Source organism: Streptomyces sp. NBC_01723, from assembly GCF_036246005.1.
Taxonomy (GTDB): domain Bacteria; phylum Actinomycetota; class Actinomycetes; order Streptomycetales; family Streptomycetaceae; genus Streptomyces.
Window position 1 is genome coordinate 410,895 of sequence record NZ_CP109171.1, and the last position, 26,520, is coordinate 437,414.

The 26,520-nt window shown below is 71.4% G+C and carries 24 protein-coding genes; 15 read left to right on the plus strand and 9 right to left on the minus strand.

Features of this window, described 5'->3' with window-relative positions:
• Window positions 1-673: 673 nt before the first annotated feature.
• From OIE75_RS01870 to OIE75_RS01890, 5 genes are all read left to right on the plus strand, one after another.
• Window positions 674-2,293, plus strand: coding sequence for a serine protease (locus OIE75_RS01870; RefSeq protein WP_329469185.1), 1,620 nt, complete (start codon window positions 674-676; stop codon window positions 2,291-2,293).
• A 115-nt stretch (window positions 2,294-2,408) separates the two neighbouring features.
• Window positions 2,409-3,185, plus strand: coding sequence for a two-component system response regulator CseB (gene cseB, locus OIE75_RS01875; RefSeq protein WP_329469186.1), 777 nt, complete (start codon window positions 2,409-2,411; stop codon window positions 3,183-3,185).
• Between the two features lies 1 nt (window position 3,186).
• Window positions 3,187-4,440, plus strand: a complete 1,254-nt coding sequence (locus OIE75_RS01880) for a HAMP domain-containing sensor histidine kinase (RefSeq protein WP_329469187.1) — start codon at window positions 3,187-3,189, stop codon at window positions 4,438-4,440.
• Window positions 4,441-5,124: 684 nt separating this feature from the next.
• Entirely contained in the window at window positions 5,125-6,645 is a 1,521-nt protein-coding gene (locus tag OIE75_RS01885) for a catalase (protein WP_329469189.1), read from the plus strand.
• A gap of 267 nt (window positions 6,646-6,912) precedes the next feature.
• Window positions 6,913-7,644 carry a hypothetical protein gene (locus tag OIE75_RS01890; protein WP_329469190.1) on the plus strand — a complete coding sequence of 244 codons (732 nt, stop codon included), beginning with the start codon at window positions 6,913-6,915 and terminating at the stop codon, window positions 7,642-7,644.
• Between the two features lie 17 nt (window positions 7,645-7,661).
• Here the strand turns inward: OIE75_RS01890 and OIE75_RS01895 are convergent, their stop codons facing one another.
• The 5 genes from OIE75_RS01895 to OIE75_RS01915 all read right to left on the minus strand — a co-directional run bounded on the left by OIE75_RS01895 (window position 7,662) and on the right by OIE75_RS01915 (window position 13,789).
• Entirely contained in the window at window positions 7,662-9,446 is a 1,785-nt protein-coding gene (locus OIE75_RS01895) for an FAD-binding dehydrogenase (protein WP_307009063.1), read from the minus strand.
• A 171-nt stretch (window positions 9,447-9,617) separates the two neighbouring features.
• Window positions 9,618-10,943: a phosphatase PAP2 family protein gene (locus OIE75_RS01900; RefSeq protein WP_329469192.1), complete on the minus strand. Its 1,326-nt coding sequence runs from the start codon at window positions 10,941-10,943 to the stop codon at window positions 9,618-9,620.
• 69 nt (window positions 10,944-11,012) lie between these two features.
• The gene (locus tag OIE75_RS01905) at window positions 11,013-11,681 is read right to left on the minus strand and encodes a sigma-70 family RNA polymerase sigma factor (RefSeq protein WP_307009067.1); all 669 of its coding nucleotides are present in this window, start codon (window positions 11,679-11,681) and stop codon (window positions 11,013-11,015) included.
• 216 nt (window positions 11,682-11,897) lie between these two features.
• A complete protein-coding gene (locus OIE75_RS01910) occupies window positions 11,898-12,599 on the minus strand; it encodes a hypothetical protein (protein WP_307009069.1) in 702 nt (233 codons plus the stop codon).
• 116 nt (window positions 12,600-12,715) lie between these two features.
• Window positions 12,716-13,789: an alkene reductase gene (locus tag OIE75_RS01915; RefSeq protein WP_329469194.1), complete on the minus strand. Its 1,074-nt coding sequence runs from the start codon at window positions 13,787-13,789 to the stop codon at window positions 12,716-12,718.
• Window positions 13,790-13,911: 122 nt separating this feature from the next.
• Here OIE75_RS01915 and OIE75_RS01920 point away from each other — a divergent pair, with 122 nt between their 5' ends.
• From OIE75_RS01920 to OIE75_RS01935, 4 genes are all read left to right on the plus strand, one after another.
• Window positions 13,912-14,292: a MerR family transcriptional regulator gene (locus OIE75_RS01920; RefSeq protein ID WP_307009073.1), complete on the plus strand. Its 381-nt coding sequence runs from the start codon at window positions 13,912-13,914 to the stop codon at window positions 14,290-14,292.
• Between the two features lie 77 nt (window positions 14,293-14,369).
• A complete protein-coding gene (locus OIE75_RS01925) occupies window positions 14,370-14,966 on the plus strand; it encodes a TetR/AcrR family transcriptional regulator (RefSeq protein WP_307009075.1) in 597 nt (198 codons plus the stop codon).
• A 99-nt stretch (window positions 14,967-15,065) separates the two neighbouring features.
• Window positions 15,066-16,295, plus strand: coding sequence for an AAA family ATPase (locus OIE75_RS01930; protein WP_329469196.1), 1,230 nt, complete (start codon window positions 15,066-15,068; stop codon window positions 16,293-16,295).
• Window positions 16,296-16,316: 21 nt separating this feature from the next.
• The gene (locus OIE75_RS01935; RefSeq protein WP_329469198.1) at window positions 16,317-17,927 is read left to right on the plus strand and encodes a VWA domain-containing protein; all 1,611 of its coding nucleotides are present in this window, start codon (window positions 16,317-16,319) and stop codon (window positions 17,925-17,927) included.
• Window positions 17,928-17,966: 39 nt separating this feature from the next.
• Here OIE75_RS01935 and OIE75_RS01940 read toward each other — a convergent pair whose 3' ends face one another.
• The 3 genes from OIE75_RS01940 to OIE75_RS01950 form a co-directional block, all read right to left on the minus strand.
• Window positions 17,967-18,782, minus strand: coding sequence for an SAM-dependent methyltransferase (locus OIE75_RS01940; protein WP_307009080.1), 816 nt, complete (start codon window positions 18,780-18,782; stop codon window positions 17,967-17,969).
• 70 nt (window positions 18,783-18,852) lie between these two features.
• The gene (locus tag OIE75_RS01945; RefSeq protein ID WP_307009082.1) at window positions 18,853-19,101 is read right to left on the minus strand and encodes a DUF397 domain-containing protein; all 249 of its coding nucleotides are present in this window, start codon (window positions 19,099-19,101) and stop codon (window positions 18,853-18,855) included.
• The gene (locus OIE75_RS01950) at window positions 19,102-19,977 is read right to left on the minus strand and encodes a helix-turn-helix domain-containing protein (RefSeq protein WP_307009083.1); all 876 of its coding nucleotides are present in this window, start codon (window positions 19,975-19,977) and stop codon (window positions 19,102-19,104) included.
• 262 nt (window positions 19,978-20,239) lie between these two features.
• On the opposite strand from OIE75_RS01950, the gene OIE75_RS01955 reads away from it, so the two are divergent.
• The 4 genes from OIE75_RS01955 to OIE75_RS01970 all read left to right on the plus strand — a co-directional run bounded on the left by OIE75_RS01955 (window position 20,240) and on the right by OIE75_RS01970 (window position 23,496).
• Window positions 20,240-20,644: a hypothetical protein gene (locus tag OIE75_RS01955; protein ID WP_307009085.1), complete on the plus strand. Its 405-nt coding sequence runs from the start codon at window positions 20,240-20,242 to the stop codon at window positions 20,642-20,644.
• A 139-nt stretch (window positions 20,645-20,783) separates the two neighbouring features.
• Window positions 20,784-21,977 (plus strand): glycoside hydrolase family 64 protein, encoded by a 1,194-nt coding sequence (locus OIE75_RS01960; RefSeq protein ID WP_307009086.1) that lies wholly within the window; start codon window positions 20,784-20,786, stop codon window positions 21,975-21,977.
• Window positions 21,978-22,081: 104 nt separating this feature from the next.
• Window positions 22,082-22,939 carry a glycoside hydrolase family 16 protein gene (locus OIE75_RS01965; RefSeq protein ID WP_329469201.1) on the plus strand — a complete coding sequence of 286 codons (858 nt, stop codon included), beginning with the start codon at window positions 22,082-22,084 and terminating at the stop codon, window positions 22,937-22,939.
• 140 nt (window positions 22,940-23,079) lie between these two features.
• On the plus strand, window positions 23,080-23,496 hold the full coding sequence (locus OIE75_RS01970; RefSeq protein WP_307009090.1) for a DoxX family protein: 417 nt from the start codon (window positions 23,080-23,082) through the stop codon (window positions 23,494-23,496).
• Here OIE75_RS01970 and OIE75_RS01975 read toward each other — a convergent pair.
• Complete coding sequence (locus OIE75_RS01975; protein ID WP_185832219.1) at window positions 23,461-23,607, minus strand: hypothetical protein; 147 nt, start codon at window positions 23,605-23,607, stop codon at window positions 23,461-23,463. The two genes, OIE75_RS01970 and OIE75_RS01975, sit on opposite strands and share 36 nt — an antisense overlap.
• A 264-nt stretch (window positions 23,608-23,871) precedes the next feature.
• On the opposite strand from OIE75_RS01975, the gene OIE75_RS01980 reads away from it, so the two are divergent.
• Both OIE75_RS01980 and OIE75_RS01985 read left to right on the plus strand, forming a co-directional pair.
• On the plus strand, window positions 23,872-24,216 hold the full coding sequence (locus OIE75_RS01980) for an STAS domain-containing protein (RefSeq protein ID WP_329469204.1): 345 nt from the start codon (window positions 23,872-23,874) through the stop codon (window positions 24,214-24,216).
• Window positions 24,217-24,295: 79 nt separating this feature from the next.
• Entirely contained in the window at window positions 24,296-26,518 is a 2,223-nt protein-coding gene (locus OIE75_RS01985; RefSeq protein ID WP_329469205.1) for an alpha-N-acetylglucosaminidase, read from the plus strand.
• Window positions 26,519-26,520 lie beyond the last annotated feature (2 nt).

A 26,520-nucleotide genomic window follows, 5' to 3' on the forward strand; every position in this document is an offset into this window, starting at 1 on the left:
GGGATCGCCACCCTGGTCCGCCCGAGAGCAGCGACTGGTCGAGTCCGCGGGTGCCATGCGCGAGCCGGCCCCCGCATGGCTGACCTTGCCGAGTTGGTCCGCGGCTTCCTGGCCGTTGAAGCCCGCAGCGCCCCCCCGTCCGTCTCGGCGGCGGCCTCTTCGACGTAGTCATCACCAGCTCCGACGCGCGGGCCCGTTTCGCCGTGTGCCTGGGGGATCCTCACACGATCACCCTGCCGTCCCTGGGCCGGTCCGCGCCGCCCGGCCCCCAGGCGCTGGGCAGCAGGGTGCCCGTAGATGTCGATGGCGGTGTCCATGGCGTCAGGGGGCGAGGTCGCCGTCCAAGCGGTGCGCTCCGCATCCCAGCGGCGGCCGTAGGCGGGCCGGCCACCTTGGCGGAGATGTCGTCCCCGGGCCTCCGTCTCCACCGTCACGCTGCGACGGACAAAGGCAGCGGGCCGCTTCCCGCGCGTGGCCAGGCATCATCAGGCCGGTCCCGAACACACTGATACACAACTGAGCGGCTGCCGCGCCGCGCCTGATACGCGGAAGAGACCCTGCGGAGAGCCGCTGGGTCCAGGCTCGATGCCGGACGGGACGGCCGACTGCCGTCCCCCCGACCAGCCCGCCGGAGCGATGGCTGGCGATAGACGCGAGGGAGCCACTCATGCACATGTCGACAGGCCGAAGGGCGGCCGCCGCCCTGACGACGGGGATCGCGTTGACCGCGGCGGCCCTGGTAGCACCCTTATCCGCGCAGGCCGTCGTGGGTGGCACCGAGTCCACCCGGGCCTACTCGTTCATGGGTTCGTTCCAGCCGTCCTACCCCGCCCCGCCGCGCTCGGACAAGCACGGCTGCGGGGTGGAGGTCCTCGCACCGCAATGGGTCCTGACCGCCAGCCACTGCGCCGGCAGGAACCCGACCGGCGCGAAGGCCGGTGTCCCGCGTGGCTGGAAGGTCCGGGTCGGGTCACTGGACACCACGTCCGGCGGCGAGGTCGCCGACGTCGATCACTACTACCGGCTGGCGACCAGTCACGATGAGGGCGGGTTCTGGGGCCGCGACCTCGCTCTGATGCACCTGCGGAAGCCGGTTCGGGCCAAGCCGGTGCCGATCGCCTCGACCACGCCGCCGGACAGGACGCCCGTCCGCATCATGGGCTGGGGCATGACCTGCGACGACACCGACAACGCGGCGTGTTTCCCCACGCGGCTGCGGGAGGCCGACACCGTGGTGCAACCGATCTCAACGTGTCCGTCAGCCGCGCCCAGCGGAGAGTTGTGCATCGGTAGCCGCGACGGCAGCATCGCCGCGTCGAACATGGACTCCGGCGGGCCTGCGCTGGTCCGCGACGGCGGCCAGTGGGCCGTGGCCGGTGTGGTCAGTGGCCCCGACGAAAGCGGCAAGACGCTGTACTCCGATGTCACCAAGCACGCCGACTGGATCAACGGCATCATCACGGGCACCAACGTGCCCCCCGATGATCCGATCCCGGACATGGAGGGCACGGTGGACCTGAGCGGCTGTGCGGGATCAGTGGTCCGCACTCCCGCCTCCCGGCCGCAGGACCCGGCGCTGTTGCTGACCAACGGTCACTGCGTGCAAGGACAGTGGCCCGCGCCCGGAACCGCGACAGTGGACCGGCCGGCCGACCGCGAGGTGCAGATCGCCGACCGCCAGGGCTATCCGCAAACCACCGCCCGTACGAAACGGCTGATGTACGCGACGATGACCGGCACCGACATCGCGCTCTACCGCCTGGACAAGACCTACGCGCAGTTGAAGGCCGAAGGCGCGAAAGTCTTCCGGCTCACCTCCACCTCCGTGCGCGCAGGCGACCCACTGACCGTGGCGTCCCTCGGCACCCGCCACAACTGCACCGCCGAGGCCGTGGTCCCGCACCTGCGGGAGGGCGGCTATCAGCTGGACAACTCGATCCGCTACACCACCAGCGACGACTGCGCCCCCTGGCACGGCGACTCCGGTTCGGCGCTGCTGGCTCCCGACGGCACTACGGTCGTGGGAATCCACAACACCCACAACGACGACGGCGAGCAGTGCACCGACAACAACCCCTGCGAGGTGGGCCCGAACGGGGAAGTAACCTCCCACCAGGGTCGTAGCTATGGCCAGCAGGTTCACATGATCACGGACTGCCTGGCCAAGGGATCGAAACTGGACCTGTCCCGTCAGGGCTGCACCCTCACCGGTGCCACGCACCGTCCCGACCGCCGCGACAGCCTCCTCGGTGACCAGGACCGGCACAGCGGCCACCGGACCCGCGAACCCTGACCCACTCGGTACCACCGGCGAACCGGCCCCGGCACAGGCGCGGTGGAGGCAGAATTCGGCAGGGCGGGATGCCCGTCGCATGATGGACCTCCAGCACCTACGTCGATGGGGAAAGATGTCGGTTCCAGTGGCCGGGGGGTCCGCCCTGGTGCCCGTGGCGATCCTGCTCGTGGAGGACGACGAGGTGATCCGCAGATCGCTCACCTTGGCGCTGGAGCGCTACGGCTACCGTGTCAGCTCCGCCGGCGACGGCCTGACCGGACTCGAACTGTTCCGGGAAGGCCGCCACGACCTGCTGCTGCTGGACGTGATGCTGCCCGCCCTCGACGGCATCGGGCTGTGCCGCCGAATCAGGGAGACCAGCATGGACCCGATTCTGATGATGTCCGCGCGCGGCGACGCCCTGGACGTGGTCTCCGGCCTGGAGGCGGGTGCCGACGACTACGTGGTCAAACCCGTCGACACCGCGGTGCTGGTGGCCCGGATCCGCTCACTGCTGCGGCGGGCTGCCTTCAACCCCGCCGCCCCGGCCGTGCCGCACCACCCCCCGGCCGAACCGGTGGATGGTGCGGCACGACCGGAGAGTTCCGGTCGCCCGGGCGAGCGCGCCCCACTTGTCTTCGGCGACCTGACCATCGACACCGCCGGCCTCGAGGTGTTCCAGGCGGGCGAGCCAGTGGCGCTGGCCCCCACCGAGCTGCGGCTCCTGCTGGAGTTCGCCGCGAATCCCGGCGTCGTCCTGGACCGGCACATGCTGCTGCGCAACGTGTGGGACTACGGCTGGGACGGCGACAGTCGCGTGGTCGACCTGTGCGTCCAGCGACTGCGAAGGAAGATCGGAGCGGAGCGGATCCAGACCGTCCGCGGGTTCGGCTACAAGTTGCGGCGCTGACGTGGATGTCCTGCGCGACCTGCTGAACTGGCGTTCGCTGCGCTGGAAGATCGCTGCGCTTGTCGCCATGGCCTGCTGTGCCATCGCGCTCACCGTCGGGGCGCTGGTCCACCGCAGCACCCTGGCCCGGTCGCTGAACGACGGCAGGTCCAAGGCGGTGACCCAGCTGTCCCAAGACCTGCGGGACTACGAGCGGTACGGCACCCCGCCCGACTCGCTTCGGATGTCGCCCGAGGCCGTGCCCGCCGAGCTGCTGCGCCGGCTCCGGGGCCCGCAGGGCCTGAGGGACGGGTATGCCACCTGGTACGACGGTGACGGCCCCGGGGACCACCCGTCGATGTGGGCGGCACGGACGTACCGAGGCAGACCCGTGGCGGTGGAGGTCGACATGACGCCCGACCTGCTCACCCGGCGCGCCCTGGACCGGCACATGTGGAAGTACTCCCTGGTCGCGCTGGCCATCGTGGTACCGCTGTCGGCACTCGCCGCGGAGTTGCCCCATCGCAGGCTGCGGCGGGTGGCGCGGACCGCACGCCGGATCGCGTCGGGTGACCTGGCTGCCAGAACCAAGGTCGGCCGCGGCAGCGACGAGATCGCCGAGATCGCCGGCGACGTCGATTCGATGGCCGACAGCCTGCTCGGACGACTGCTGGCCGAACAGCGCTTCACCGCCGACGTCGCCCACGAATTGCGCACCCCGCTGATGGGCCTGGTCACCGCGAGTGGGCTGCTCCCCGAGGGGGAGGCCACGGAACTGGTCAGGGACCGCGTGGCGGTGCTGCGGACCCTGGTGGACAACCTGCTGGAGATCGCCCGGCTCGACACGGGCGCCGAGCGCGCCGACCTCGGGCCCGTTCCGCTCGCCGAGGCGGTCAGGGAGTCTCTGGTCCGCACCGGGCTCCAGACGCGGCTCACCACGGCCGGCGCCCTGTCCGCCGAGACCGACCCGCGCCGGCTTGACAGGATCGTCGCCAACCTGGTCATCAACGCCCACCGACATGGTCGCGCGCCCGTCGAAGTCGAGGTGGCGGGCACCTGTGTGACGGTACGGGACCACGGCCCGGGATTCCCCCACGAACTGCTCACTGCGGGGCCCCAACGGTTCCGCACCGGGGCGTCGGAACGCGGCCGGGGCCACGGCCTCGGGCTGACCATCGCGCTCGGCCAGGCCCAGGTCATCGGGTCGTCGCTGTCCTTCGCCAACGCGCCCGGCGGCGGGGCCGTCGCCACGCTTCGCCTCCCGGCGGCCGACTGACACACAGAACGCCCCGACGACTGCCGCGTCTCGGGGACGATGGAGCCTGATCACCCTGCTGGCCGCCGCGATCCTGACGTCACCCGCGCCCGCGCCCACACCATCGGCGACACCCCCACCGACCTCGTCCCTGCCGGCGCGCGCGAGCTGCCGGCCGTCCTGCGCGCCACTGCGCTCCCGGCTCCCCGCCGCGACCTCAACCACGTACTGCGCCGGTCCGCCTGGCGCCGCCGCCCCCATGCCTGCCACCGCCGCGGCCACCACGTGACCGGACCGCGAAGATCAGGACTTGTGGCGCCGTCACGGACCCACCCCGGCCGAAAAGGGCGCAAACGCGCGATTGAGGACGCCGTACGTGGGCACGCGTCCGGCCTGTCGTCTCCGCTTGCGCGCCCTCGGCGGCGGCGGAGACTGATACGGACGACGGCACTCCGGAAGGCCTGGACGGATGGGTGAGCACGCGGCGCGTCCCGGCGCCGGGACGCGGCACGGGAGCGGGAGCTGCGGTGCCCCCTGCCCCGGGCCGGGCCCGGAGTCGTTCCGCGAGAGGCGCTGCGAGACGCGCGAGGCCCCCGTCCGGACGTATCCGGACCGGATTGGCGTGGCCGCTCCAGGGCACCCCTCCCCCGCGACCGTGTCGCGCGGCGCCTGGGCGTCACCCACTCCACGACGAAAGGCAGTCTCATGACGGACATCACGCCTGCCACCACCACGGACTCCGGCGCACCGGTGGAAAGCGACGAACACTCGCTCACCGTCGGCCCGGGAGGCCCGGTACTCCTCCAGGACGCCTACCTCATCGAGCAGATGGCGCAGTTCAACCGGGAGCGGATCCCCGAACGCCAGCCGCACGCCAAGGGCAGCGGCGCCTTCGGCCACTTCGAGGTGACGCACGACGTGAGCGCTTACACCAAGGCGGCCGTCTTCCAGCCGGGGACGACGACCGACCTGGTCATCCGCTTCTCCACCGTGGCGGGCGAGCGCGGCAGCCCGGACACCTGGCGCGACCCGCGCGGCTTCGCGGTGAAGTTCTACACCAGCCAGGGCAACTACGACATGGTCGGCAACAACACGCCGGTGTTCTTCGTCAAGGACCCGATGAAGTTCCAGCACTTCATCCGGTCGCAGAAGCGCCGGGCGGACAACAACCTGCGCGACCACGACATGCAGTGGGACTTCTGGACGCTGTCACCGGAGTCCGCCCACCAGGTCACCTGGCTCATGGGGGACCGCGGTATCCCCCGGACCTGGCGCCACATGAACGGCTACACCTCCCACACGTACATGTGGATCAACGCGGCCGGCGAGCGGTTCTGGGTGAAGTACACCTTCAAGACGGACCAGGGCATCGAGTTCTTCACGCAGCACGAGGCCGACCAGATGGCCGCGGCCGACACGGATTACCACATGCGGGACCTGTTCGAGCACATCCGTGACGGCGAGTTCCCGAGCTGGACCCTGTATGTGCAGGTCATGCCGTACGAGGACGCCGCGGACTACCGGTTCAACCCGTTCGACCTGACGAAGGTGTGGCCGCACGGCGACTACCCCCTCATCCCGGTCGGCCGCATGACGCTGGACCGCAACCCGACCGACAACCACGCCGAGATCGAGCAGGCCGCCTTCCAGCCCAACAACCTGGTCCCCGGCATCGGCCCGAGCCCGGACCGCATGCTGCTGGCCCGGCTCTTCTCCTACGCCGACGCCCATCGGCACCGGATCGGCGCGAACTACCAGCAACTCCCCGTGAACGCCCCGGTCGTCGACGTCCACACGTACTCCAAGGACGGGGCGATGGCCTATCAGAAGACGAGTGACCCGGTCTACGCGCCGAACTCCAAGGGCGGTCCCGCCGCCGACACCGAGCGGTTCGGCACCCCGCCCAGCTGGGAGGCGGACGGGGCCATCACCCGCGCCGCGTACGTCGACCACCCCGAGGACGACGACTGGGGTCAGCCGGGCACGCTGGTCCGCGAGGTCATGGACGACGCGGCCCGGGACCGGCTGGTCGACAACGTGGTCGGTCACCTCCTCAACGGGGTGAGCGAACCCGTCCTTCAGCGGGCCTTCGAGTACTGGTCGAACATCGACAAGACCATCGGCGACCGCATCGCCAAGGGGGTCCGGGCCAAGGCGGACGAGAAGGACCCGAAGGCCGCCGAGCAGGGCAACCCGGCCCGACGGTCCATGCAGGAAAAGGCCTGACAACAGGGAACGATCCATCCCGGGAGGCGCCCCGTGACACACGGGGCGCCTCCTCCGGTCTGTTCAGACGGACCTCAGGGTCGATGACGACCGGCGGCGGGCAAACGCGTTGCCGGACGCGGTGATCGGCCGCTAGCGTGCCGGACGTGCGTTGATCTGCGGGGCGACGGCCAGGGCCGTCGCGAACGGCTTCACCGCCCTCGGGTCGGCAGGACTCCGAGGGTGGCTTCCCGTGCCCCCGTAGAGCTGTCTGGAGACGATCGGACCGTGTCCGCACGACACCCCATGACCTACGAGGCGTTCGTCGCCCGTGCCACCGCCGACCCCGATGTGGTCGGGCTCGTCCTCAAGGGATCCCACGCCCACGACGGCATGGCCACCCGCCACTCCGACCACGACCTGTACGTGGTGCTGGCCGACTCGGCCGGCACCGGGCTCGCCGGTCTCGACGGATTCCGCTCGGCCGGGCTGGATCTCGTCGTGGTGACGGTCGCGGAGTTCCGCCGGCTCGGCGGCTTCGAGCGGTACGCGCTCGCGCGGGCCCGGGTCGTGCTCGACCGGCTCGACGGGGGTATCGCCGAGATGGTGGCCGCGAAGGGGCGGCTCGACGCCGGGGAGGCGTCGCGGGCGGCGGCCGACTGGCTGGACGCCTACGCGAACTCCCTCTACCGGTCGGTCAAGAACGCCCGGGACGGATATCCGCTCGCGGCGCGCCTCGACGCGGGTGACAGCGTCGGCTTCCTGCTGGAGCTGCTGTTCGCCCTCGACCGTCGTCCGCGTCCCTACAACAAGTACCTGGCGTGGGAACTGGACCGCTTCCCCCTCCCGGGATGGGACACGCGAGCGCTGCTGTCCGCGCTCGCGCGCGTCGCGGAGACCGGTGACACGGACGTACAGCGGGACCTGTTCGGCCGGGTGGAGACCGCGGTGCGCGCGGCCGGCCACGCGGCGGTGCTGGACGCGTGGGGCGAGGACCTCGGGCTGATGCGCCTCCCGTAGCGAGGGGCGGCCCTCCCTCAGGACGCCGTCGCGGCGGCCGCGGCGCGTCCGGCCTCGCGGCCGGAGAACAGGCAGCCCCCGAGGAAGGTGCCCTCCAGCGACCGGTAGCCGTGCACGCCGCCGCCCCCGAAGCCCGCCACCTCTCCGGCGGCGTACAGACCCGGTACCGGGTCGCCCGAGGCGTTCAGGACCCGGCCGGAGAGGTCGGTCTGGAGGCCGCCGAGGGTCTTGCGGGTGAGGATGTTGAGACGGACCGCGATCAGCGGGCCCGCGCCGGAGTCCAGGATCCGGTGGACCGAGGCGGTCCGGCTGAGCGTGTCCCCGGGGTAGGCGAGTGCGTTGCGGATGCCCATCACCTGGACGTCCTTGGTGTACGGGTTGTCGATCTCGCGGTCGCGGGCCTCGATCTGCCGTTGGAGGCCGTCCAGCGCGATCAGGTTGTCACCGGTCAGCTTGTTCATGCCGCGGACCAGTTCGGGCAGGGTCGTCGCGACGACGAAGTCCACGCCGTTCTTCTTGAACTTCTCGATCGGCTCCGGCGTCTGCCAGATACGGGAGAGGAGCTTCCAGACGTTCTTCTCCGTGAGGTCCGGGTTCTGCTCGGAGCCGGAGAGCGCGAACTCCTTGGCGATGATCTTCTGCGTGGTGACGAACCAGGAGTAGTCGTAGCCGGTGTCGGTGATGGACTTCAGGGTGTGCAGGGTGTCGTAGCCGGGGATGTCGGGCGTGCCGAAGCGCTTGCCCGTGGCGTCGAACCACATGGACGACGGTCCGGGCAGGATGCGGATGCCGTGGCCGGGCCAGATCGGGTCGTAGTTTCTGAGGCCCTCGGTGTAGTGCCACATGCGGTCCGGGTTCACGATCCGGCCGCCCGCCTCCTCGGTGATCGCCAGCATGCGGCCGTCCACGTGCGCGGGCACACCGGTGATCATGGACTTGGGCGGGGTGCCGAGTCGGGCCGGCCAGTTCCGCCGGACGAGATCGTGGTTCGCGCCGATGCCGCCGGAGGTCACCACGACGACCGGGGCGCGCAGTTCGAACTCGCCGACCACGGTGCGGGAGCTGGGTTTGCCGCGCTGTGCCGTGCTCGGTTCGAGGACGGCGCCGCGTACTCCGGTGACGGCGCCGCCGGTCGTCACGAGGCCGTCGACCCGGTGCCGGAACCTGAAGGTGACCCGGCCGTCGGCGCGCGCCGCCCGCACCTTCTTCTCGAACGGCTCGACGACCGCGGGGCCGGTCCCCCAGGTGACGTGGAAGCGCGGCACCGAGTTGCCGTGTCCGTCCGCGAGGCCGCCGCCGCGCTCGGCCCAGCCGACGATCGGGAACCACTGCACGCCCAGCCCGGCGAGCCAGGACCGCTTCTCGCCGGCGGCGAACTCCACGTACGCCTCGGCCCACTTGTACGCCCAGTGGTCCTGGCCGGAGGGGTCGCCGACGCCCCGGTCGAAGCCGGCCGTGCCGAGCCAGTCCTGCCAGGCCAGTTCGCGCGAGTCCTTGATGCCCATCAGGCGCTGTTCGGCGGAGTCCACGAAGAAGAGACCGCCGAAGGACCAGAACGCCTGGCCGCCCAGGCTCGCCTCGGGTTCCTGGTCGAGGAGCAGCACCTTGCGGCCCGCCGCGGCGAGTTCGGCCGTGGCCACCAGCCCCGCGAGACCGTGTCCGACCACGATCGCGTCCGCCGCCTGCTCCTCGGCCGCGAAGGCGGGCACCGCCTGGGCCAGTGTCGCCGCCGCGAGCACGCCCCCGGTCACGGTCAGGGCGTTGCGGCGAGTGATCCCGGCAGGTGCCGGCGTGTTCTGCATGGGCTGCCTTCCGACGGTGTACGGAGGGGCGGAGGGACACGGGAGTCACTCCTGCGCCGACAGGGTGTTACCGACGGTAGCCCAGCGGGTGTCCGACGACCAGAGCGCTGCGTCGTTTTCGTGAACCGCCCGACCCCGCAGGCCCGTTGGCCCTGCGGGGGTCTCACGGGCTCAGACGAGTTCGGGCTGCGGCTCGGCAGGCCTCGGCGGCTCCGGCTGCCGCGCCGGCCCGGACTTCGGCTCCCACGCCCTGGTGGTCCGCAGGTACCCGAACACCACCGAGGCCATCGCGAGGAGGAGGAGCGGTCCGGCCACCCACGGGTACGCGGCCATCTCCTCCGGGAGCAGGCGGTACGAGACCAGCAGCACCGCGAACACCGTCGCTCCGTGGGCGACCAGCCGGACGGCCGACCGGTCCCAGCCGCGGGCGAACGCGCGCATCGCCGCCTCGACCGTGAGCGCGAAGACCACGCCGGCGATGAGGTCCACGCCGTAGTGGTAACCGAAGCCCAGCGTCGCGGTCAGGGTGGCGACCAGCCAGAAGGCCCCGGCGTACCGCATCGGGCGCGACCCCTTGCGCGAGTGGACGAAGAGCGTCGTCGCCCACGCCGTGTGCAGACTGGGCATGCAGTTGCGCGGGGTGATCTCGTCGAACGGCACCGCGTGCGGGGCACCGATCGACGGCAGGGTGTCCGGCCACAGGTTGGCCACCGCCCACTGTCCGCCCTCGGCTCCGTAGGCGTACACGGGCCCGACGACCGGGAAGATCATGTAGACGGCGGGCCCGAGCAGGCCGATGACGAGGAAGGTGCGGACGAGATGGTGGCTCGGGAAGCGGCGCTCGACCGCCACGTGGCGCAGTTGGTACAGGCCGACCAGGGCCGCCGCCAGCGGGAGCTGGCCGTAGACGACGTGCAGGATGCCGCCGCCCACCGGCGAGGTGGCCTCCACCAGCCGGCCGACCAGCCAGGACGGATCGCCCAGCGCGTGGTCGGCGGTCGCCAGATAGGGGTCGAGCACCGTCGGGCGGGTCTCCGACGTGATGAGCAGCCAGGTGTCCCCCGTCTTGTGCCCGGCCACCAGCAACAGCCCCAGCCCGACACCCTTCAGCAGCAGCGCCCGTTCCCGGCCGGTACGACGCGTGACGGCGACGACCGCGCAGCCCAGGACCACCCACAGGGCGCCGTTGCCGAAGTTCATGTCCGCGCCGACCGCCCAGCGCACCGGCCACAGCACGAGGTCGACGCCGATCGCCACACCGGCCGCGACGAACCGCTGCCGCCAGGTGAGCACCACCATCGTCAGCGCGAGCCCCGCGTAGAGCAGCGGCCCGGAATCGGGGGCGAAGACCACCTCGCGGGCCTGCTGGGTGATCGGTCCCGGCTCGCCGTAGTGGCGCGCGGCGAACTCCAGCGCGATGAGGAACCCGAGGGTCGCCACACCCGCCGCGACCCAGAGCGTCGTTCGCGCGGATATTCGTGTCGGTATGGTTTTCAATTATTTGGCCTGGTTGCTAGTGATCGGACAAACGGGTCACTCATGGCGATCGTCACGAGTTCGAACATGCTAACGGCAGGCCGTGCGGGACCTGATCGCCCGTTGTACGTCCGGCGGCCCGCTGCGTTCGGCCTCGCCGAGGGACCGGATCAGCGCCTCGCGGGCGCGGGCCACGCGGGAGCGGACCGTGCCGACCGGACAGCCGACGAGTTCGGCGGCCTCCGCGTAGGAGACTCCGACGAGTTGGGTGAGGACGAAGGCCTCGCGCCGGTCGTGCGGCAGCGCGTCCAGCAGTTCGGCCAGGGCGATGCCGTCGTCGAATCCCGGCAGACCGTGTTCCTGGGCACACTCGGCGGCGGTCTCCCAGTCCTCCGTGGCCAGCAGCCGGGGCCGGGCGGACGCGTGCCGGTAGCTGTCGATCACCGCGCGGCGGGCGATGGCCAGCAGCCAGGTGCGGGCGGAGGAACGGCCCTCGAAGCGGTGCAGGCTGCCGAGCGCCCGCAGGAAGGTGTCCTGGGCGAGGTCGTCGGCGGACTGGGGGTCGGCGCCGAGGTGGGTGACGAAGCGGCGGACGTCCCGCTGGAGGGCGCGGACGAGGTTCTCCACGGCCCGCGGATCGCCGCCGCGGGCGGCCAGCGCCCAGAGCGTCGCCGGCTCGTCGGCGGACGTCCGTTCCTGACGTGCTCTCGCGGCGCGTGCCACCCGGTCGTGGACGGCGGAGGGGGCAGGACTGATCACGTGCTGTCCTTCTCGTGAGTCCGGATCTCCGGCGCACGACGCGCGGCATGCGGCCACGGCGTACGCGGACGCCCGGATTCCGGACCCGGCGGCGCTCAGTGCGCGGCGGGGCCCGGTGACGGGGTGGGAGTGGCGGACGCACCCGCGGGGCGGTGTACGTCCGATGCCCGGCCCGGCCCGGCGTGGAACGCCCGGCGCGGTCGGGGACCGGCTGTCTCAGACGACAGCGGTTCCCGCGGGCGGACCCCGAGAAGTGATCGCGTGGACGAGGAGCAGCCGCGGCGGCCGGTGGGCCGCGTGGCCGCGGCGGAGGGCGGGACGCGGCCGGTGCGGTGGCACCTGGAGCGTGAGGACCAGGCGCAGCGGGGCGGCCAGCCACCCGGCGGCGGCCCGCAGGATGCGGAAGACCGCGCGCTCGCCGTACGCCAGCCACAGGCCGCTCAGCAGCGCGGCCAGCAGGTGGGCGGCGAGCATGCCCGACGAGGACATCGCCTCCATGACCGGGCCGAAGCCGGTCATCGAGTCCATGGCGCCCGTCGGTCCCGCGGCGGAGCCGCCGTGCGCGGCGGGATGCATGGCGTGGCCCAGGTGGGCCATGCCGGCCGTGTGATCGGGGACGGACGCGCCGGCACCCATGGGCATCGGGGACGCGGACGGCGCCGTGAGCCGCTGGGCGTAGGAGAACCACTCGTGCAGTGCCGTCTGGGCGACCACCACGACGGACGACACGAGGAGGACCCCTCGCTCCCGGCCGGCCAGGCACCATCCCGCGCCGCCGGTCACGGTGCCCGCGGTGACGAGTGCCCACCAGGGCACGGCGGTCTCCGACATCAGGACGTGCCCGAGGGTGGCGAGCAGCACGCAGACGGCCGCGAACACCGCGGCCCGCGTTGTGCGGCAGCACCACCCAGCAGTCATGGCGGCTCATCCTCGCATTCACAGCCCCGCTGTCATGAGAGGGATACGAAACTTCCCGGCCCGGCAACCGCGCGCCGGTGCGTGATTCACGTCACACACCGGCATCCGGGCGGTTGTCAGGCGGTGTGCTGATAGGCCGAGTAGGTCAGGTAACCGGCGTCGCCGCCCTGGTAGTAGGTGTCCTCGTCCACCGGGGCGACCGGGAGGCCGGTGCGCAGCCGCTCGACCAGGTCGGGGTTGGCGATGAAGCCGCGGCCGAAGCTGATGAGGTCCGCGCCGAGCCCGAGCCAGTGGTCGGCCTCGTCCCGCCCGGCCTGCTTCGGCCCCATCGGCAGCACCGGGTTCATGATGAGCGTGCCCGGCCAGGCGCGGCGCAGACCGACGAGCACCTCCTCCTCGGCGGTGGCCTCGACATGGACGTAGGCGAGATCGAGGCGCGCCAGTTCGGTCAGCAGCTCGTCGTACAGCTCGGGGACGTCGGTCTCCTCGACGCCCCAGAAGGTCCCGGCCGGGGAGAGGCGGATGCCGGTCCGGTGGCCGCCCACGGCCTCGGCGGTCGCGGACACCGCCTCGACGGCGAAGCGGATCCGGTTGGCCACCGAGCCTCCGTAGCGGTCGGTGCGGAGGTTCGCGTTGGAGGAGAGGAACTGCGAGATGAGGTAGCCGTTGGCGCCGTGCAGTTCGACCCCGTCGAAGCCGGCGTCGACCGCGCGGCGGGCGGCACTGGCGTAGGAGAGGGCGTGTTCGGGCACCTCGGCGGTCTCCAGGGCGCGCGGAGTCGGCGCCGCCTGGGGGCCGGTAGGGGTGAACACCTTCCCGACGGCGGGGACGGCCGAGGGGCCGACGGGCCGCATGCCCGTGGTGTCCGGGTGCGAGACGCGCCCCCCGTGCATGATCTGGGCGAAGATCCGTCCGCCGTTGGCGTGCAGGGCGCCGGTCACCGGGCGCCAGGCGGCCACCTGTTCGTCGGTGTACAGCCCGGGCGTACCGGGGTTGGACTGCCCGACGAGGCTCGGCTGCACGCCTTCGGAGACGATCAGTCCGGCCGAGGCGCGCTGGGCGTAGTACGTCGCCATCGAGGACGTGGCCAGCCCGCCCGCCGCGGCACGGACCCGGGTCATCGGGGCCATCACCATCCGGTTGGGCAGGGTCAGTTCACCGAGCGGGTAGCTGTCGAAGAGGGACGTCACGTCGGAACTCCTTGGTCGCGCGGGGCCCGGATGTCGGGCTCGGCGGCTACGCTAAAACCTGACACTGACGTCAGAGGCAAGGGTCTGTGTCGCGGATCACAGCGAGCAGTGGGGAGTACGGCATGCGCATCGGGGAGCTGGCGTCACGGGCCGGGGTCAGCGTGCGGTCCGTCCGCTACTACGAGGACCAGGGGCTGCTGGCCAGCACCCGCAGCCCGAGCGGCCAGCGCCACTACACGGACCACGAGGTCGATCGGGTCAGGTTCCTCCAGCGGCTCTACGCGGCGGGGCTGTCCAGCCGCACCATCGCCGAACTGCTGCCGTGCGTCGACTCGCCCAGCGAGGACAACTCCGACGCCGCCCTGGAGCGCATGGCGCAGGAGCGCGACCGGTTGTCCGAGCACATCGCGGACCTCATCAGTACCCGGGACGCGCTCAATGCGCTGATGGCCGGGGCGCGAGAGTACCGGGAGACCCACTGGGCGGCGGCGACGCACCACTGACTCCTCAGGTTGCCTAATCATGTTAGGCACACACATAATCTTCTACGGTTGCTCGGCAGGTGACGTGGAGGACGAGTGTGGCGCGGGCAGGACTGACGACGGAGACCCTGTTCAGGGCGGGGGCCGAGCTGGCCGACGAGATCGGGTTCGAGCACACCACACCCACGGAGCTGGCCCGGCGGTTCGGGGTACGCACGGCGAGCCTCTACTCGCACGTGAGGAACGCGCACGAACTCAAGACCGGCATCGCGCTGTTCGCTCTCGAAGAGCTGGCCGACCTGGTCTCCGAGGCGGTGGCCGGCCGGGCCGGCAAGGACGCGCTGTCCGCTTTCGCCAACGCCTACCGCGACTACGCGCGCCGGCACCCGGGCCGCTTCGCCGCCGCGCAGTTCCGCCTCGACCCCGAGGCGGCGGCGGCCGGCGCCGGCGCGCGGCACGCCCAGATGTCGCGGGCCATCCTGCGCGGGTACGACCTGGCCGAACCCCAGCAGACGCACGCCGTACGCCTGCTGGGCAGCGTCTTCAGCGGATACGTCGGCCTGGAGACCGCCGGGGGTTTCAGCCACAGCGCACCCGACTCGCAGGAGAGCTGGACGGAGATTCTCAACGCGCTGGACTCCCTGCTCCGCACCTGGCCGACCGGCGGTGAAGGGGGCGCCCACAGCGCCCGTTGACCTGAAGCCGTCCGCGTCGCAGGTGTCCGGATCACTCGCCGTGGGCGCGGGATAGGCTCCGACCTGCCACCCCCGGACGTGACAGGCAAGGAGTCGGCGATGGGCCCACAGGACGCGCGGGACCATCCGTCCGCGCCCGGCGCGCAGGACACCGCCCGGCGACTCCGCGCGATCGGTGAGGAGTTGTCGGACCGCTTCTACGAACGGGCCGACGTGGTGCGGACGCTGCTGGTGACCCTGCTGGCGGGCCGGCACTCCCTGATACTGGGTCCGCCCGGGACGGCGAAGTCCGAGCTGGCCCGGGAACTCACGGGCAGGATCGAGGGGGCGTCGTACTGGGAGATCCTGCTGTCGAAGTTCACGGCGCCGACGCGGATGTTCGGCCCGATCGACGTCGCCGCGCTGTCCCGGGGCGAGTACCGCCAGGTCTACGAGGGTCGCGCCACGACCGCGCACGTCGCGTTCATCGACGAGATCTTCAAGTGCTCCACGGCGGCGCTGAACGAGACGCTGGGCTACCTCAACGAACGGATCTACCATCCCGAGAGCGGCGGCGAACCCGTCCGCTGCCCGCTCATCGGGGCCATCACGGCGAGCAACGAGCTGCCCACCGGAGAGGACTCGGCCGCCATCTACGACCGGCTTCTGGTGCGGATCGAAGTCTCGTACCTCGAGGACCCCTCGAACTTCGCCGCGCTGGTCCGCTCCGCCGTCGGCCGCCCGGCTGCCCCGCCGCCGCGGACCACGGTGGAACTGGCCGCGCTGCAGCACGCCGTGACCGGGACCGTCCCTGCCGTCGACGTCCCCGACGCGATCGTGGACGCCGTGTGCACGCTGCGCGCGGCCCTGCGCCGCAAGGAACTGGTCGCCTCCGACCGGCGCTGGCGGCAGGCGGTGGGCCTGCTCCAGGCCTCCGCCTACCTCGACGGACGCGTCGCGGTCGGCGAGAGCGACCTGTCGGTGCTGACGCATGTGCTGTGGCACTCCCCCGCCGAACGCCCGACGGTCGAACGCGAGGTGCTGCACCTGGTGAACCCCGACGCCCGCGAGGCCCTGGACCTCGCCGACACCATCGACGAACTGGAGACCCAGCTCGACGCCATGGCCGGGCAGTCCCGCGAGGCGCTGAGCGAGTGGGTCATCAAGAAGGCCCACAACCAGCTCGCCACCGCCGGAACCCGACTGGAGAAACTGCGGGAGGAAGCGGTGGTGGCCGGCCGCTCCACGGCGGCAATTGACCGGGTCACCGGCCGCCAGCGCGCCGTCCGCGCCCGGGTACTCACCGAGGCCCTCGGCGTGGACGCGAGCACGGTGCAGTCCCGGCTCTGAGCACGAGGGGCGATCAGGAACATGGACGAGATCCCGGCCCTGCTGGACGGTCTGGCGGCCCGGGCCGCGCCATGGCTGGCCGGGGCGGCCACCGCCCCCGCACGCCACACCACGGCCGTGGTCGCCGACCGTTTCGACCGGATCGCCTGGCGCGACACCTATGAGCAGTCGCCCGCTCTGCGCGACCTGGCCGCGGAACTGGGCGAGCGCCACGCGCACGCCACCGACCTGCTGACCGACGCGTTCCTGGCCGCCTATCGAGTCGGCCCCCGACTGCGCGAACCCGGCGAGATGGACCCCACCCGGCTGGTCAACCACCGTGTCGTCGGGGCCATGCTGGAGTCGCCGCACTTCGCCGAACTGCACCGCGAGACGGCCGGCGACCCGTACGCCGCCGCGATGGCCGTACTCGCCCAAGCCGGTGCGCTGCGCCGGATGCTGGACGACTCCGGGGACGCCCAGGACCGCGCGGAGCGGGCGGGTCGGGCCGGCGGGGACGCCGAGGACGCGGCCACCGCCGTCGCCGAGGCGCTCCGGCGGGCCGCCGACGAGGCCGGCGAGGACGGCACCGTGCCCGGTCCGGCCGCCGAAGCCGTAGAACGAGCGATGGAGAACGCTCGGGCCCACACCCGGCAGACCGCCCAAATGGCCGGTGAGGCGCTCGCGGCACCGCTGCCCGGGATGCCCGCCGCCGCGCGCGGCGGGGTGGCGAAGGCCGCGGCGGCCGCCCGGGAGGAGGCCGCGCTGATGCGGGCCTGGGGCGTCGGTTCCGGCGAGCTGGAGCGGATGTCCTTCGAGCGGCGCGCCCGGCTCGCCGAGCGGCTGCGCACCGGTCGGCTCGCGCGGTGGGCCGAGCTGATCGGCCGATTCCGGCAGATGGCCGAAGGCGAGCGCGCCCGCAAGGTGGAGAACGCGACCGGCGAGCTGATCGGTGTCACGCTCGGCGACGACCTCTCCCGTGTCATCCCCTCCGAACTGGCTCATCTCGGCCTGGCGGAACTGCGTGCGGTGTTCGCCGCACGCTACGCCGCCGGGGAGCTGATGCTCTACGACAGCCAAGGGGAACAGGCCACCGGCCGGGGGGCGGTCATCGCGTGTGTGGACACCTCGCACTCCATGTACGAGGCCGGGCCCGGCGGCATCACCCGGGAGGCGTGGGCGAAGGCGTGCGCCCTGGCACTGCTGGACCAGGCCCGCCGGGCGGGGCGCGACTTCGTCGGCATCCTCTTCTCCGCCGCCGACAAACTCCAGGTCTTCCACTTCCCCGCCGACGGGCCCGCCGACCTCGGCCGGACCCTCGACTTCGCGGAGACCTTCCTCGGCGGCGGCACCAGCTACCAGCGGCCCCTGTCGGCGGCGGGCGAGCTGCTGAGGGAGGAGTTCGACGACGCCGCCCGCAGGCGCGGGGACATCGTGATGCTCACCGACGACGACTGCGGCGTCACCGAGGAGTGGATGCGCGACTGGAACGAAGCCAAGCGCCTGCTGGGTTTCCGGGTCTTCGGTGTCGCCATCGGTACCCCGCGGGCCGCCGAGGCCGGGTCGGTCCTGGAGGCCCTGTGCGACAACCTCCGCTCGGTCGAGGACTTCACCGACGTGCACGCCGCCGCCGACCTCTTCCGCGTGATCTGACGCCCCAGGGCCTCCGGTCCCGCCCGCTCCCGCGCGCCGTTACGGCTTGCGGGCCACCGCGCCGTACATCGCGATGTCCTCGTCGCGGATGCCCTGCTCCCCCGCGCCGTCCGGGTGCCACTTGTGCACCTGGACGATGCCGGGTTCGACCAGGTCGAGGCCGTCGAAGAACTCGTGCGCCTCGTCGAGGGTGCGCAGCCGCATCGGCATGTCGCGGGCCGCGTACTCCCGCGCGACCCGGCCGACCTCGTCCGGGGCGAACTCGGCGGTGCCGATGGTCATCGCCAGGTAGCTGCCCGACGGCAGGGGGTCCAGGAGGCGGCGGACGATACCGACCGCGTCGTCCTCGTCGAGGACGAAGTGGACGATCGCGATCACGGTCAGCGCGACCGGCCTGCCCAGGTCCAGCGTCTTGCGGAACTCGGCGGATTCGAGGACGTCCTCAGGATGCTGGAAGTCCGCCTCGATGTACGTCGTCCGCCCTTCGGCCGTGCTGGACAGCAGCCCCTGGGACAGGGTGAGGACGATCGGGTCGTTGTCCACGTAGACCACGCGCGACTCGGGCGCCACCGACTGCGCGATCTCGTGCAGGTTGGGTGAGGTCGGGATGCCGGTGCCGATGTCGAGGAACTGGCGTATGCCCGCCTCCTCCGCCAGCCAGCGCACCGCGCGGTTCATCCAGTCCCGGTTGGCGCGCATGTGCACGGGCAGCGCGGGCCACTCCGCGGCCATCGCGTCGCCCGCCTCCCGGTCGGCCGGGTAGTAGTCCTTGCCTCCCAGGATGTAGTCGTAGATCCGGGCCGAGTGCGCGTGCTCGGTGTCGATCCGGTCGGCCGGCCATCCGCTGTCGGACAACGTCCGCCCCTCTCCGTCAAGTCGTGCGGTACCAGTGATCTCTCGGTGGAACCTACGGCAACCGGCGCGTTCAGTAGAGGAAGTCGGCCTGGCCCGCCTTCACACCGTCCAGGAAACACGACATCTCGTGAGGGGTGAAGACGAGCGCGGGGCCGTCCGGGTCCGAGGACTGGCGCAACGCGATCCGTCCGTCGCCCAGCCTGCGCACCTCGACGCAGGCGCCGCCCGCGTCGTCGCTCCATGGCTTGACCCACTCGTAGGGGCCCGGTCCCGGGGGCGGTGTCCCGGAGCCGGCGGAGTGCTGTGGGTGCTGGTCCATTCAGAGCTCCTTGCGTAGCGCGCCGAGGAGTTCCTCGGTGCTTCGGGCCGGTACGGCCTGGGCGCCCAGGCGGTCCAGCGCCTCGCGGTAGACCACCACGTCGTCGCCCTTGTCCAGGTAGACGGCGCCCACGAGGCCGCTGAGGTAGACGATGTCGGGGAGTTCGGGAGCCCGGAAGCGGAAGACGTGGAACGCGCCGGCCCGCATCGCGGGGTGCGGGCCCCCGGCGAACGGCATGATCTGGAGCGTGACGTTGGGCAGCCGGCCCACCTCGATCAGGTGGTCCACCTGCTCCCGCATCACCTCGGCGCCACCGACGGGCCAGCGCAGGACCGTTTCGTCCATGACGACCCACAGCCGGGGCGGTTCGGGGCGGGTGAGGATCTCCTGGCGCCGCATGCGCAGGGCGACCCGGCGCTCGGTGGCGACGGAGGAGGCGTGCGGATTGCCCGCGCTGAGCAGGGCCCGCGCGTAGGCCGGGGTCTGGAGCAGCCCGTGCACGAACTCGGGCTCGTAGGCGCGGATGTGCAGGGCCGCCTGCTCCAGGCTGAGGTAGGCGGCGAACCAGTCCGGCATGACGTCGCGGTAGGTGTGCCACCAGCCCCGTTTGTTCGCCTCGCGGGCCGACTTGAGGAAGGTGTCGATCTCCTGCTGGTCGCGGACGCCGTAGTACTGGAGCAGCTTCTCCACGTCCGGCAGCCGCAGGCGGGCCACCTTCGCCGCCTCCATGCGCCGGATCGTGGAGTGGCTCACCCCGATCGACTCGGCGGCCTGTTCGAAGGACAGACCGGCCCGGGTGCGCAACTCCTCCAGCTGTTTGCCGAGGATCATGCGCAGCACGGAGGGGGCACCGCCCCAATCGGTCTCCGAGGTCACACCATCTCCTTGTTCGCGGCTGTGCGCCCAGCCTCGGGTGCGCAGTCTGCCACGGCGGGCGTCCCCGTCCGAGGAGCATGCATCCACTCAACTGCACATTTCAACTTGCCGGTTGCGTACGGTTGCTGACGGATGACACAGTGGTTCCACCGCCCCTTTTCTTCACGTCCGGGTCGGTCTCGCATGACAACGTTCTCCTGGTGCTCCGCCGGTTGTGCGCGTCGGCAGACCGCGCTCTCCTCCCGGCCAAAGGACACCCCCCATGGACCTGCAGCACACCCGTGATCCACGTCCGTCCACGGCCCCCGCCCCGTTGTCCCTGCCCGCCGGAGTGCGTGCAGGTCTCGGACACGACGCGGTGGGCACCTCGCCGGATCACGGCGAGCGCATCCTGGCCCGTCTGCCCCGCGCGGGCTGCGTCTTCGCCGACCAGGGGCGCTGGTGGTGGGTCGTCCCGTCGGGCTCCGACATCGGGGTCGCGTGGCCGCCCGGCGTCCTCTACGTGAGCGGCGACCCCTCCTGGACCCGCGCGGCGCAGACCCCGCCGTCGGGTCCGCGCATGGTCCACGGACCCGACGGCGACTCGCCGTACACCGCGCCCATACCGCTGTACTTCCTCGTCTGCCGGCTCACCGGGGTGACGCCGCGCTGGTCCCCGACCCCCTGAAGGAGGCGGGCCACCGGGCCGGGTGCCGGTTCATCTCCCGAAGCTGGAGCGCCTTCTTCCGATTCATTTCGTTCATCTTGTTGACATGTACAGGGGAGCACTACAACGTTGCAAGTCCCCCCACACCAAGGAGGACCGTGTGCTTTCCCCACGCAAGCTGACGGCGTCCCTGGCCGTCGCGGCGTCCCTCGGCGCCGTCGCCGTCGTCACAGGACCGGCCGAACCGGCCTCGGCCGTGCCGGACACGATCCCGCTCACCCTGAAGAACGACTCGGGCAGCGGCGAACAGGTCTACGTGTACGTGATCGGCACCGAACTGGCGTCCGGCAAGCAGGGCTACGCCGACGAGAACGGAACCTTCCACGCCTGGCCGGCCGGTGGCGCCCCGCCGGTCCCGGCCCCCGACGCGTCCTTCACCGGCCCGGCAAACGGCGGGTCAAAGACCGTTCGGCTTCCGAAGTTCTCGGGCCGCGTCTACTTCTCCTACGGCCAGAAGCTGGACTTCCGGCTCGCCGACGGCGGGCTCGTCCAGCCCGCCGTGCAGAACGCCGACGATCCCAACCACGACATCCTGTTCAACTGGACGGAGTACACGCTCAACGACTCCGGTCTGTGGATCAACTCCACCCAGGTGGACATGTTCTCGGCCCCCTACTCCGTCGGTCTCACCGCGGGTGACGGCTCCACCGAGCACACAGGTTCGCTGAAGCCCGGCGGTTACAAGGCCGTGGCCGACGGACTCGTCCAGCAGGGCGGCGGCTGGGAGGGCCTGGTCCAGAGCCGCGCCGACGGAACGCCGCTGCGCGTACTGGCCCCTGGGCACGGCATCGGCGCCGGCGACCTGCCCGCCGGGGTGCTGGACGGCTACATCGACCGTGTCTGGAGCAAGTACGCCACCGACACGCTGACGGTCACGCCGTTCAAGGACCAGCCGGACACGAAGTTCTTCGGCAAGGTCAACGGGGACCGGATGGACTTCACCGACGGCTCCGGCGCCGTGGTGACCTCCTTCGAGAAGCCGGACTCCGACTCCGTCTTCGGCTGCTACAACAAGCTCGACGCGCCCAACGACCAGGTGCGCGGGCCCATCTCGCGGACCCTGTGCGCCGCGTACAACCGGTCGACGCTGCTCACCGACTCCGAGCAGCCGGACGCCGACGCCTCGGGCTTCTACCAGGACGGCGTCACCAACCACTACGCCCGCCTGATCCACTCGCAGATGCAGGACGGGAAGGCGTACGCCTTCGCGTTCGACGACGTCGGGGCCCATGAGTCGCTGGTGCACGACGGCGACCCCAAGGACGCGGCGATCACCCTGGAGTCCTTCGGCTGACCGGCCGGCCCCACCCGCGCCCGGACAGTCCACACCGCACCACCTTCCCCCCACCCGAGTGCCCGCTCCCGCGTCGTGGGAGCGGGCCCACGAAAGGGAGAGACATGAACTCCCCCCGTCTGATCCGCAGTTGCCTGCTCACCACCCTGTCGGTCGGCCTGGTGGCCGCCGCCGCGGTCGCGCCCGCGCACGCGGACCGCCCGGCGGAGACGGCCGCGGCCGTGACGTTCTCCGACACCTTCGACGGACCCGCCGGGTCCGGCGTCGACTCCGCCAAGTGGCAGCTGGAGACCGGCGACAACGTCAACAACCACGAACGGCAGTACTACACGCCCGGCACCGACAACGCGAAGCTCGACGGCCAGGGGAACCTGGTGATCGAGGCCCGCCGCGAGAACCCGGGCAACTACCAGTGCTGGTACGGGCCGTGCGAGTACACCTCCGCGCGACTCAACACCTCGGGCAAGTTCACCGCCACCTACGGGCACGTCGAGGCCCGGATGAAGATCCCGCGCGGGCAGGGCATCTGGCCCGCGTTCTGGATGCTGGGCCAGGACATCGGCGAGGTCGGCTGGCCGAACTCGGGCGAGATCGACATCATGGAGAACGTCGGCTTCGAGCCGTCGACCGTCCACGGCACCATCCACGGCCCCGGCTACTCCGGCTCGGGCGGCATCGGCGCGGGTTACACCCTGCCGAACGGCGAGGCCTTCGCGGACGACTTCCACACCTTCGCGGTGGACTGGGCCCCGGACAGGATCACCTGGTCGGTCGACGGCAACGTGTACCAGACGCGTACGCCGGCCGATCTGAACGGCAACCAGTGGGTCTTCGACAAGCCGTTCTTCCTCATCCTGAACCTCGCGGTCGGCGGCTACTGGCCGGGCGACCCCGACGGCTCGACCACCTTCCCGCAGCAGCTGGTCGTCGACGAGGTGAAGGTGACCACGAACGACGGCTGACGGCCGACGGTTCCACCTTTCGGGGCCGGCGTTGAGTCGATCGCCGCGCACGCACGTAGGGAGTACGGGAGGAGTCTCGTACTCCCCACGGCCGCGTCGTGCGCGGCCGCACGCCGTACGACCCGAGGGAGCGCCCACCGATGAGCACCGCACGCCTGAACGACCGGCTGACCAGGCAGCAGCCCCTGGTGCTCGGCCTGTTCCGCATCGTCCTGGGTCTGCTGTTCACCAGTGAGGGCGCCGCGACGGTCTTCGGGCTGCTGGACCGGCCGGCCAGTCCCGTGGGCGACTGGCCGTTCTGGTACGCCGGGGTGATCGAGCTGGTGACCGGCGCCCTCGTCCTCGTCGGCGTGGCCACGCGCGGCGCGGCGTTCATCGGCTCGGGGATCATGGCGTTCGCCTACTTCACCGAGCACCAGCAGGACGGGCTCTTCCCGCTCCAGAACGGCGGGCTGCCCCCGGCGCTGTTCTGCTGGGGCTTCCTGCTGCTGGTCTTCTTCGGGCCGGGTGCCCTGTCCCTGTCAGGGCGAGGTGGTCGTCGCCCCGGCGGCGCCTGAGGCGTCGTCCTCCGGGGCCGCCGGGGGCGGGAAGATCAGGTCCTCGAGCGCGTCCGCGGCGAAGAGGAAGGCCATCATCACGACCGGTAGGAGAAGCGCGAGCAGAATCACAGAACCTCCCGGTAGGTCGGTCTGTGGGCTTCGTGGCCCGGCTACCAGGATGACCCCGAATGGCGGAACGCGCACGGCGGGGCCGGGGCCACGGCGACCGCGATCTATTTCGAACGTACGTTCCGAGGGTGGCCGGAGCCCCTGCTCGCACACCGCACCGTGACCCTCACCTGCACCTCAGGTGATCCTTTGGCCAGCCGTTCATGCATATGCAGAACGAATGTGCGGCGCAACCTCTGCCCACGGCATCGCCGTTGGGTGCGTATGGAACCTCCGATCGAGATCAACTACAGCGATGTCGGCGGCTGGACCGTCGTGGAGATCCGCGGTGAGGTCGACGTGTACACCGTGCCCACGATCAAGCAGCACATGATCGAGCGGCTCGCGGACGGACTCCGCCGGTTCGTCATCGACCTGCGCGGGGTGGCGTTCATCGACTCCATGGGCCTGGGCGTCCTGGTCGGCACCCTCAAACGGGTCCAGGCCGTCCGCGGCGAGCTGAAACTGGTCATCACCGACGCCCACACCAAGCAGCTCTTCGCGCTGACCGGGCTGCGCCACGCCTTCCCCATCTACGACTCGGTGTACCAGGCGAGGCGTACGTCATGACCGGATGTCTTCTTGACGGTGGACTCCCCCGGCCCCATATTCACCAGCATCCCCTCGACAACCCCCACAGAGGTGACCTGTGAGAGGCCTCAGACCCTGGGCTGCCGTCCACGCAGCCACCGCCCTCCTCCTTCTCACCACGGCTCTCACCCCCGGCACCTCATCCGCGGCCTCCTCCCCACCGGGCGGGCCCGCCTTCGCCACGCACCCCGCCAGGGCGGCCCTCGCCCGCCTGCTCCCCCGCCACGTCTCGCAGTTCAGCCTGGTCCCGGCGGCCCGCCCCGCGTCGGGCGACTACTTCAGCGTCTTTGGCAGAGCTGGCCATGTGCGCGTCCGGGGCACCAGCCCGGCGGTGATCCTCAGCGGCGTCAACTGGTACCTCAAGCACACGGCGAAGGTGGACCTCGGGTGGCCCGGGCGGAGTACGGCGAAGCTGCCGCGCACTCTCCCGGCGCCCACCGGGACCGTCCACCGGCAGGCGTCGGTGCCGCACCGCTTCGCGCTCAACGACACCGACGACGGCTACTCCGGCGCCTACCGCGACTGGGCCTCGTACGAACGGCAGATCGACCTGCTCGCCCTGCACGGGGTGAACGAGGTCTTCGTGCAGATGGGCGCCGACGCCGTCTACCACGAGACGTTCCAGGAGTTCGGGTACTCCGGGAAGGAGCTGAGGTCCTGGATCCCCGGCCCGGCGCACCAGCCGTGGTGGCTGATGCAGAACATGTCCGGATTCGCCGGTCCGGTCTCCGAGCGGCTCCTCCAGGACCGTGCCGACCTCGGGCGCCGGATCGCGGACCGGCTGCGACAGCTCGGCATGACCCCGGTGCTGCCCGGCTACTTCGGCACGGTGCCCCCGGGATTCACGGAACGGAACCCCACCGGGCCGGTCGTCCCGCAGGGCGAGTGGGTCGGCTTCCAGCGACCCGACTGGCTGGATCCGCGCAGCGAGGTCTTCCGCCGGGTCGCCGCCTCCTTCTACCGCCACCAGCGTGAGCTGTTCGGCGACTCGTCGATGTTCAAGATGGACCTGCTGCACGAGGGCGGCCGACCGGGGAACGTGCCGGTCGGGGACGCCGCCCGTGCGGTGATGGACGCTCTGCAGACCGCCCGTCCCGGTGCCGTCTGGACCCTGATCGGCTGGCAGAGGAACCCTTCGCCGGAGATCATCGACGCCGTCGACAAGAGCAGGCTGCTCATCGTCGACGGGCTGTCCGACCGCTACGACGGGCTCGACCGGGAGACCACCTGGCACGGCGCGCCCTACGCCTTCGGCACCATCCCCAACTTCGGCGGCCACACCACCATCGGCGCCAACACTTCCGTCTGGGCGGAGCGATTCGACCACTGGCGCACCAAGCCCGGCAGCACCCTCGCGGGCATCGCCTACCTGCCCGAGGGCACCGGCGGCAACCCGGTCGCCTACGAGCTGTTCACCGAACTGGCCTGGCGGACGGCCCCGGTGGACCAGCGGGCCTGGTTCGCCGCCTATGCGTCACGCCGCTACGGCGGCCCCGACCCGCACGCGGCCCGCGCCTGGGAGCTGCTGCGCACGGGCCCGTACAGCACGCCCTCCGGCACCTGGAGCGAGTCGCAGGACAGCCTGTTCACCGCCCGTCCCCGGCTCAACGCGACCACGGCGGCCAGCTGGAGCCCCGGCGCGATGCGCTACGACCCGGCCACCGTGCGGGAGGCGCTGGCCGAGTTGCTGCAGGTCGCGCCAGCGCTGCGGGCGACCGACGCGTACCGCTTCGACCTGGTGGACGTCGCCCGTCAGGCGCTGGCCAACCGGAGCCGGTCCCTGCTCCCGGAGATCAGGACGGCCTACGACGCCAAGGACCTGTCCCGCTTCCGTGCGCTGGCCGCGGAGTGGAAGGGCGACCTGGCACTCCTCGACCGGCTGCTGGCGACCGACACCCGGTTCCTCCTCGGGCCTTGGCTGGAGGACGCCAAGTCCTGGGGCCGTACGCCGGCCGAGCGGGCCGCCGCCGAGTTCGACGCCCGTTCGATCCTCACCACCTGGGGGCACCGCTCCGGCAGCGACACCGGCGGGCTGCGGGACTACGCCAACCGGGAGTGGTCGGGGCTGGTCCGCGACTTCTACGCGATGCGGTGGACGACGTACCTCGACTCCCTCGAGACGGCGCTGGTCACCGGCCGCCCTCCGGCCGCCATCGACTGGTTCGCGCTGGAGAACACCTGGAACCAGGAGCGCGACCGCTACCCCGTCCATCCCTCGGGCGACCCCGTGGCCTCGGCCACCGCGGTCCTCGCCGCCCTGCCCGCCGCCGCGGGCGGCTGACG

Coding starts and splice junctions, on each gene's coding strand:
- OIE75_RS01895 (WP_307009063.1), bottom strand. CDS start 9,446: ATGCAGAACACGCCGGCACCTGCCGGGATCACTCGCCGCAACGCCCTG.
- OIE75_RS01920 (WP_307009073.1), top strand. CDS start 13,912: ATGCGCATCGGGGAGCTGGCGTCACGGGCCGGGGTCAGCGTGCGGTCC.
- OIE75_RS01870 (WP_329469185.1), top strand. CDS start 674: ATGTCGACAGGCCGAAGGGCGGCCGCCGCCCTGACGACGGGGATCGCG.
- OIE75_RS01945 (WP_307009082.1), bottom strand. CDS start 19,101: ATGGACCAGCACCCACAGCACTCCGCCGGCTCCGGGACACCGCCCCCG.
- OIE75_RS01980 (WP_329469204.1), top strand. CDS start 23,872: ATGGAACCTCCGATCGAGATCAACTACAGCGATGTCGGCGGCTGGACC.
- cseB (WP_329469186.1), top strand. CDS start 2,409: ATGTCGGTTCCAGTGGCCGGGGGGTCCGCCCTGGTGCCCGTGGCGATC.
- OIE75_RS01970 (WP_307009090.1), top strand. CDS start 23,080: ATGAGCACCGCACGCCTGAACGACCGGCTGACCAGGCAGCAGCCCCTG.
- OIE75_RS01955 (WP_307009085.1), top strand. CDS start 20,240: ATGGACCTGCAGCACACCCGTGATCCACGTCCGTCCACGGCCCCCGCC.
- OIE75_RS01910 (WP_307009069.1), bottom strand. CDS start 12,599: ATGACTGCTGGGTGGTGCTGCCGCACAACGCGGGCCGCGGTGTTCGCG.
- OIE75_RS01965 (WP_329469201.1), top strand. CDS start 22,082: ATGAACTCCCCCCGTCTGATCCGCAGTTGCCTGCTCACCACCCTGTCG.
- OIE75_RS01930 (WP_329469196.1), top strand. CDS start 15,066: ATGGGCCCACAGGACGCGCGGGACCATCCGTCCGCGCCCGGCGCGCAG.
- OIE75_RS01935 (WP_329469198.1), top strand. CDS start 16,317: ATGGACGAGATCCCGGCCCTGCTGGACGGTCTGGCGGCCCGGGCCGCG.
- OIE75_RS01885 (WP_329469189.1), top strand. CDS start 5,125: ATGACGGACATCACGCCTGCCACCACCACGGACTCCGGCGCACCGGTG.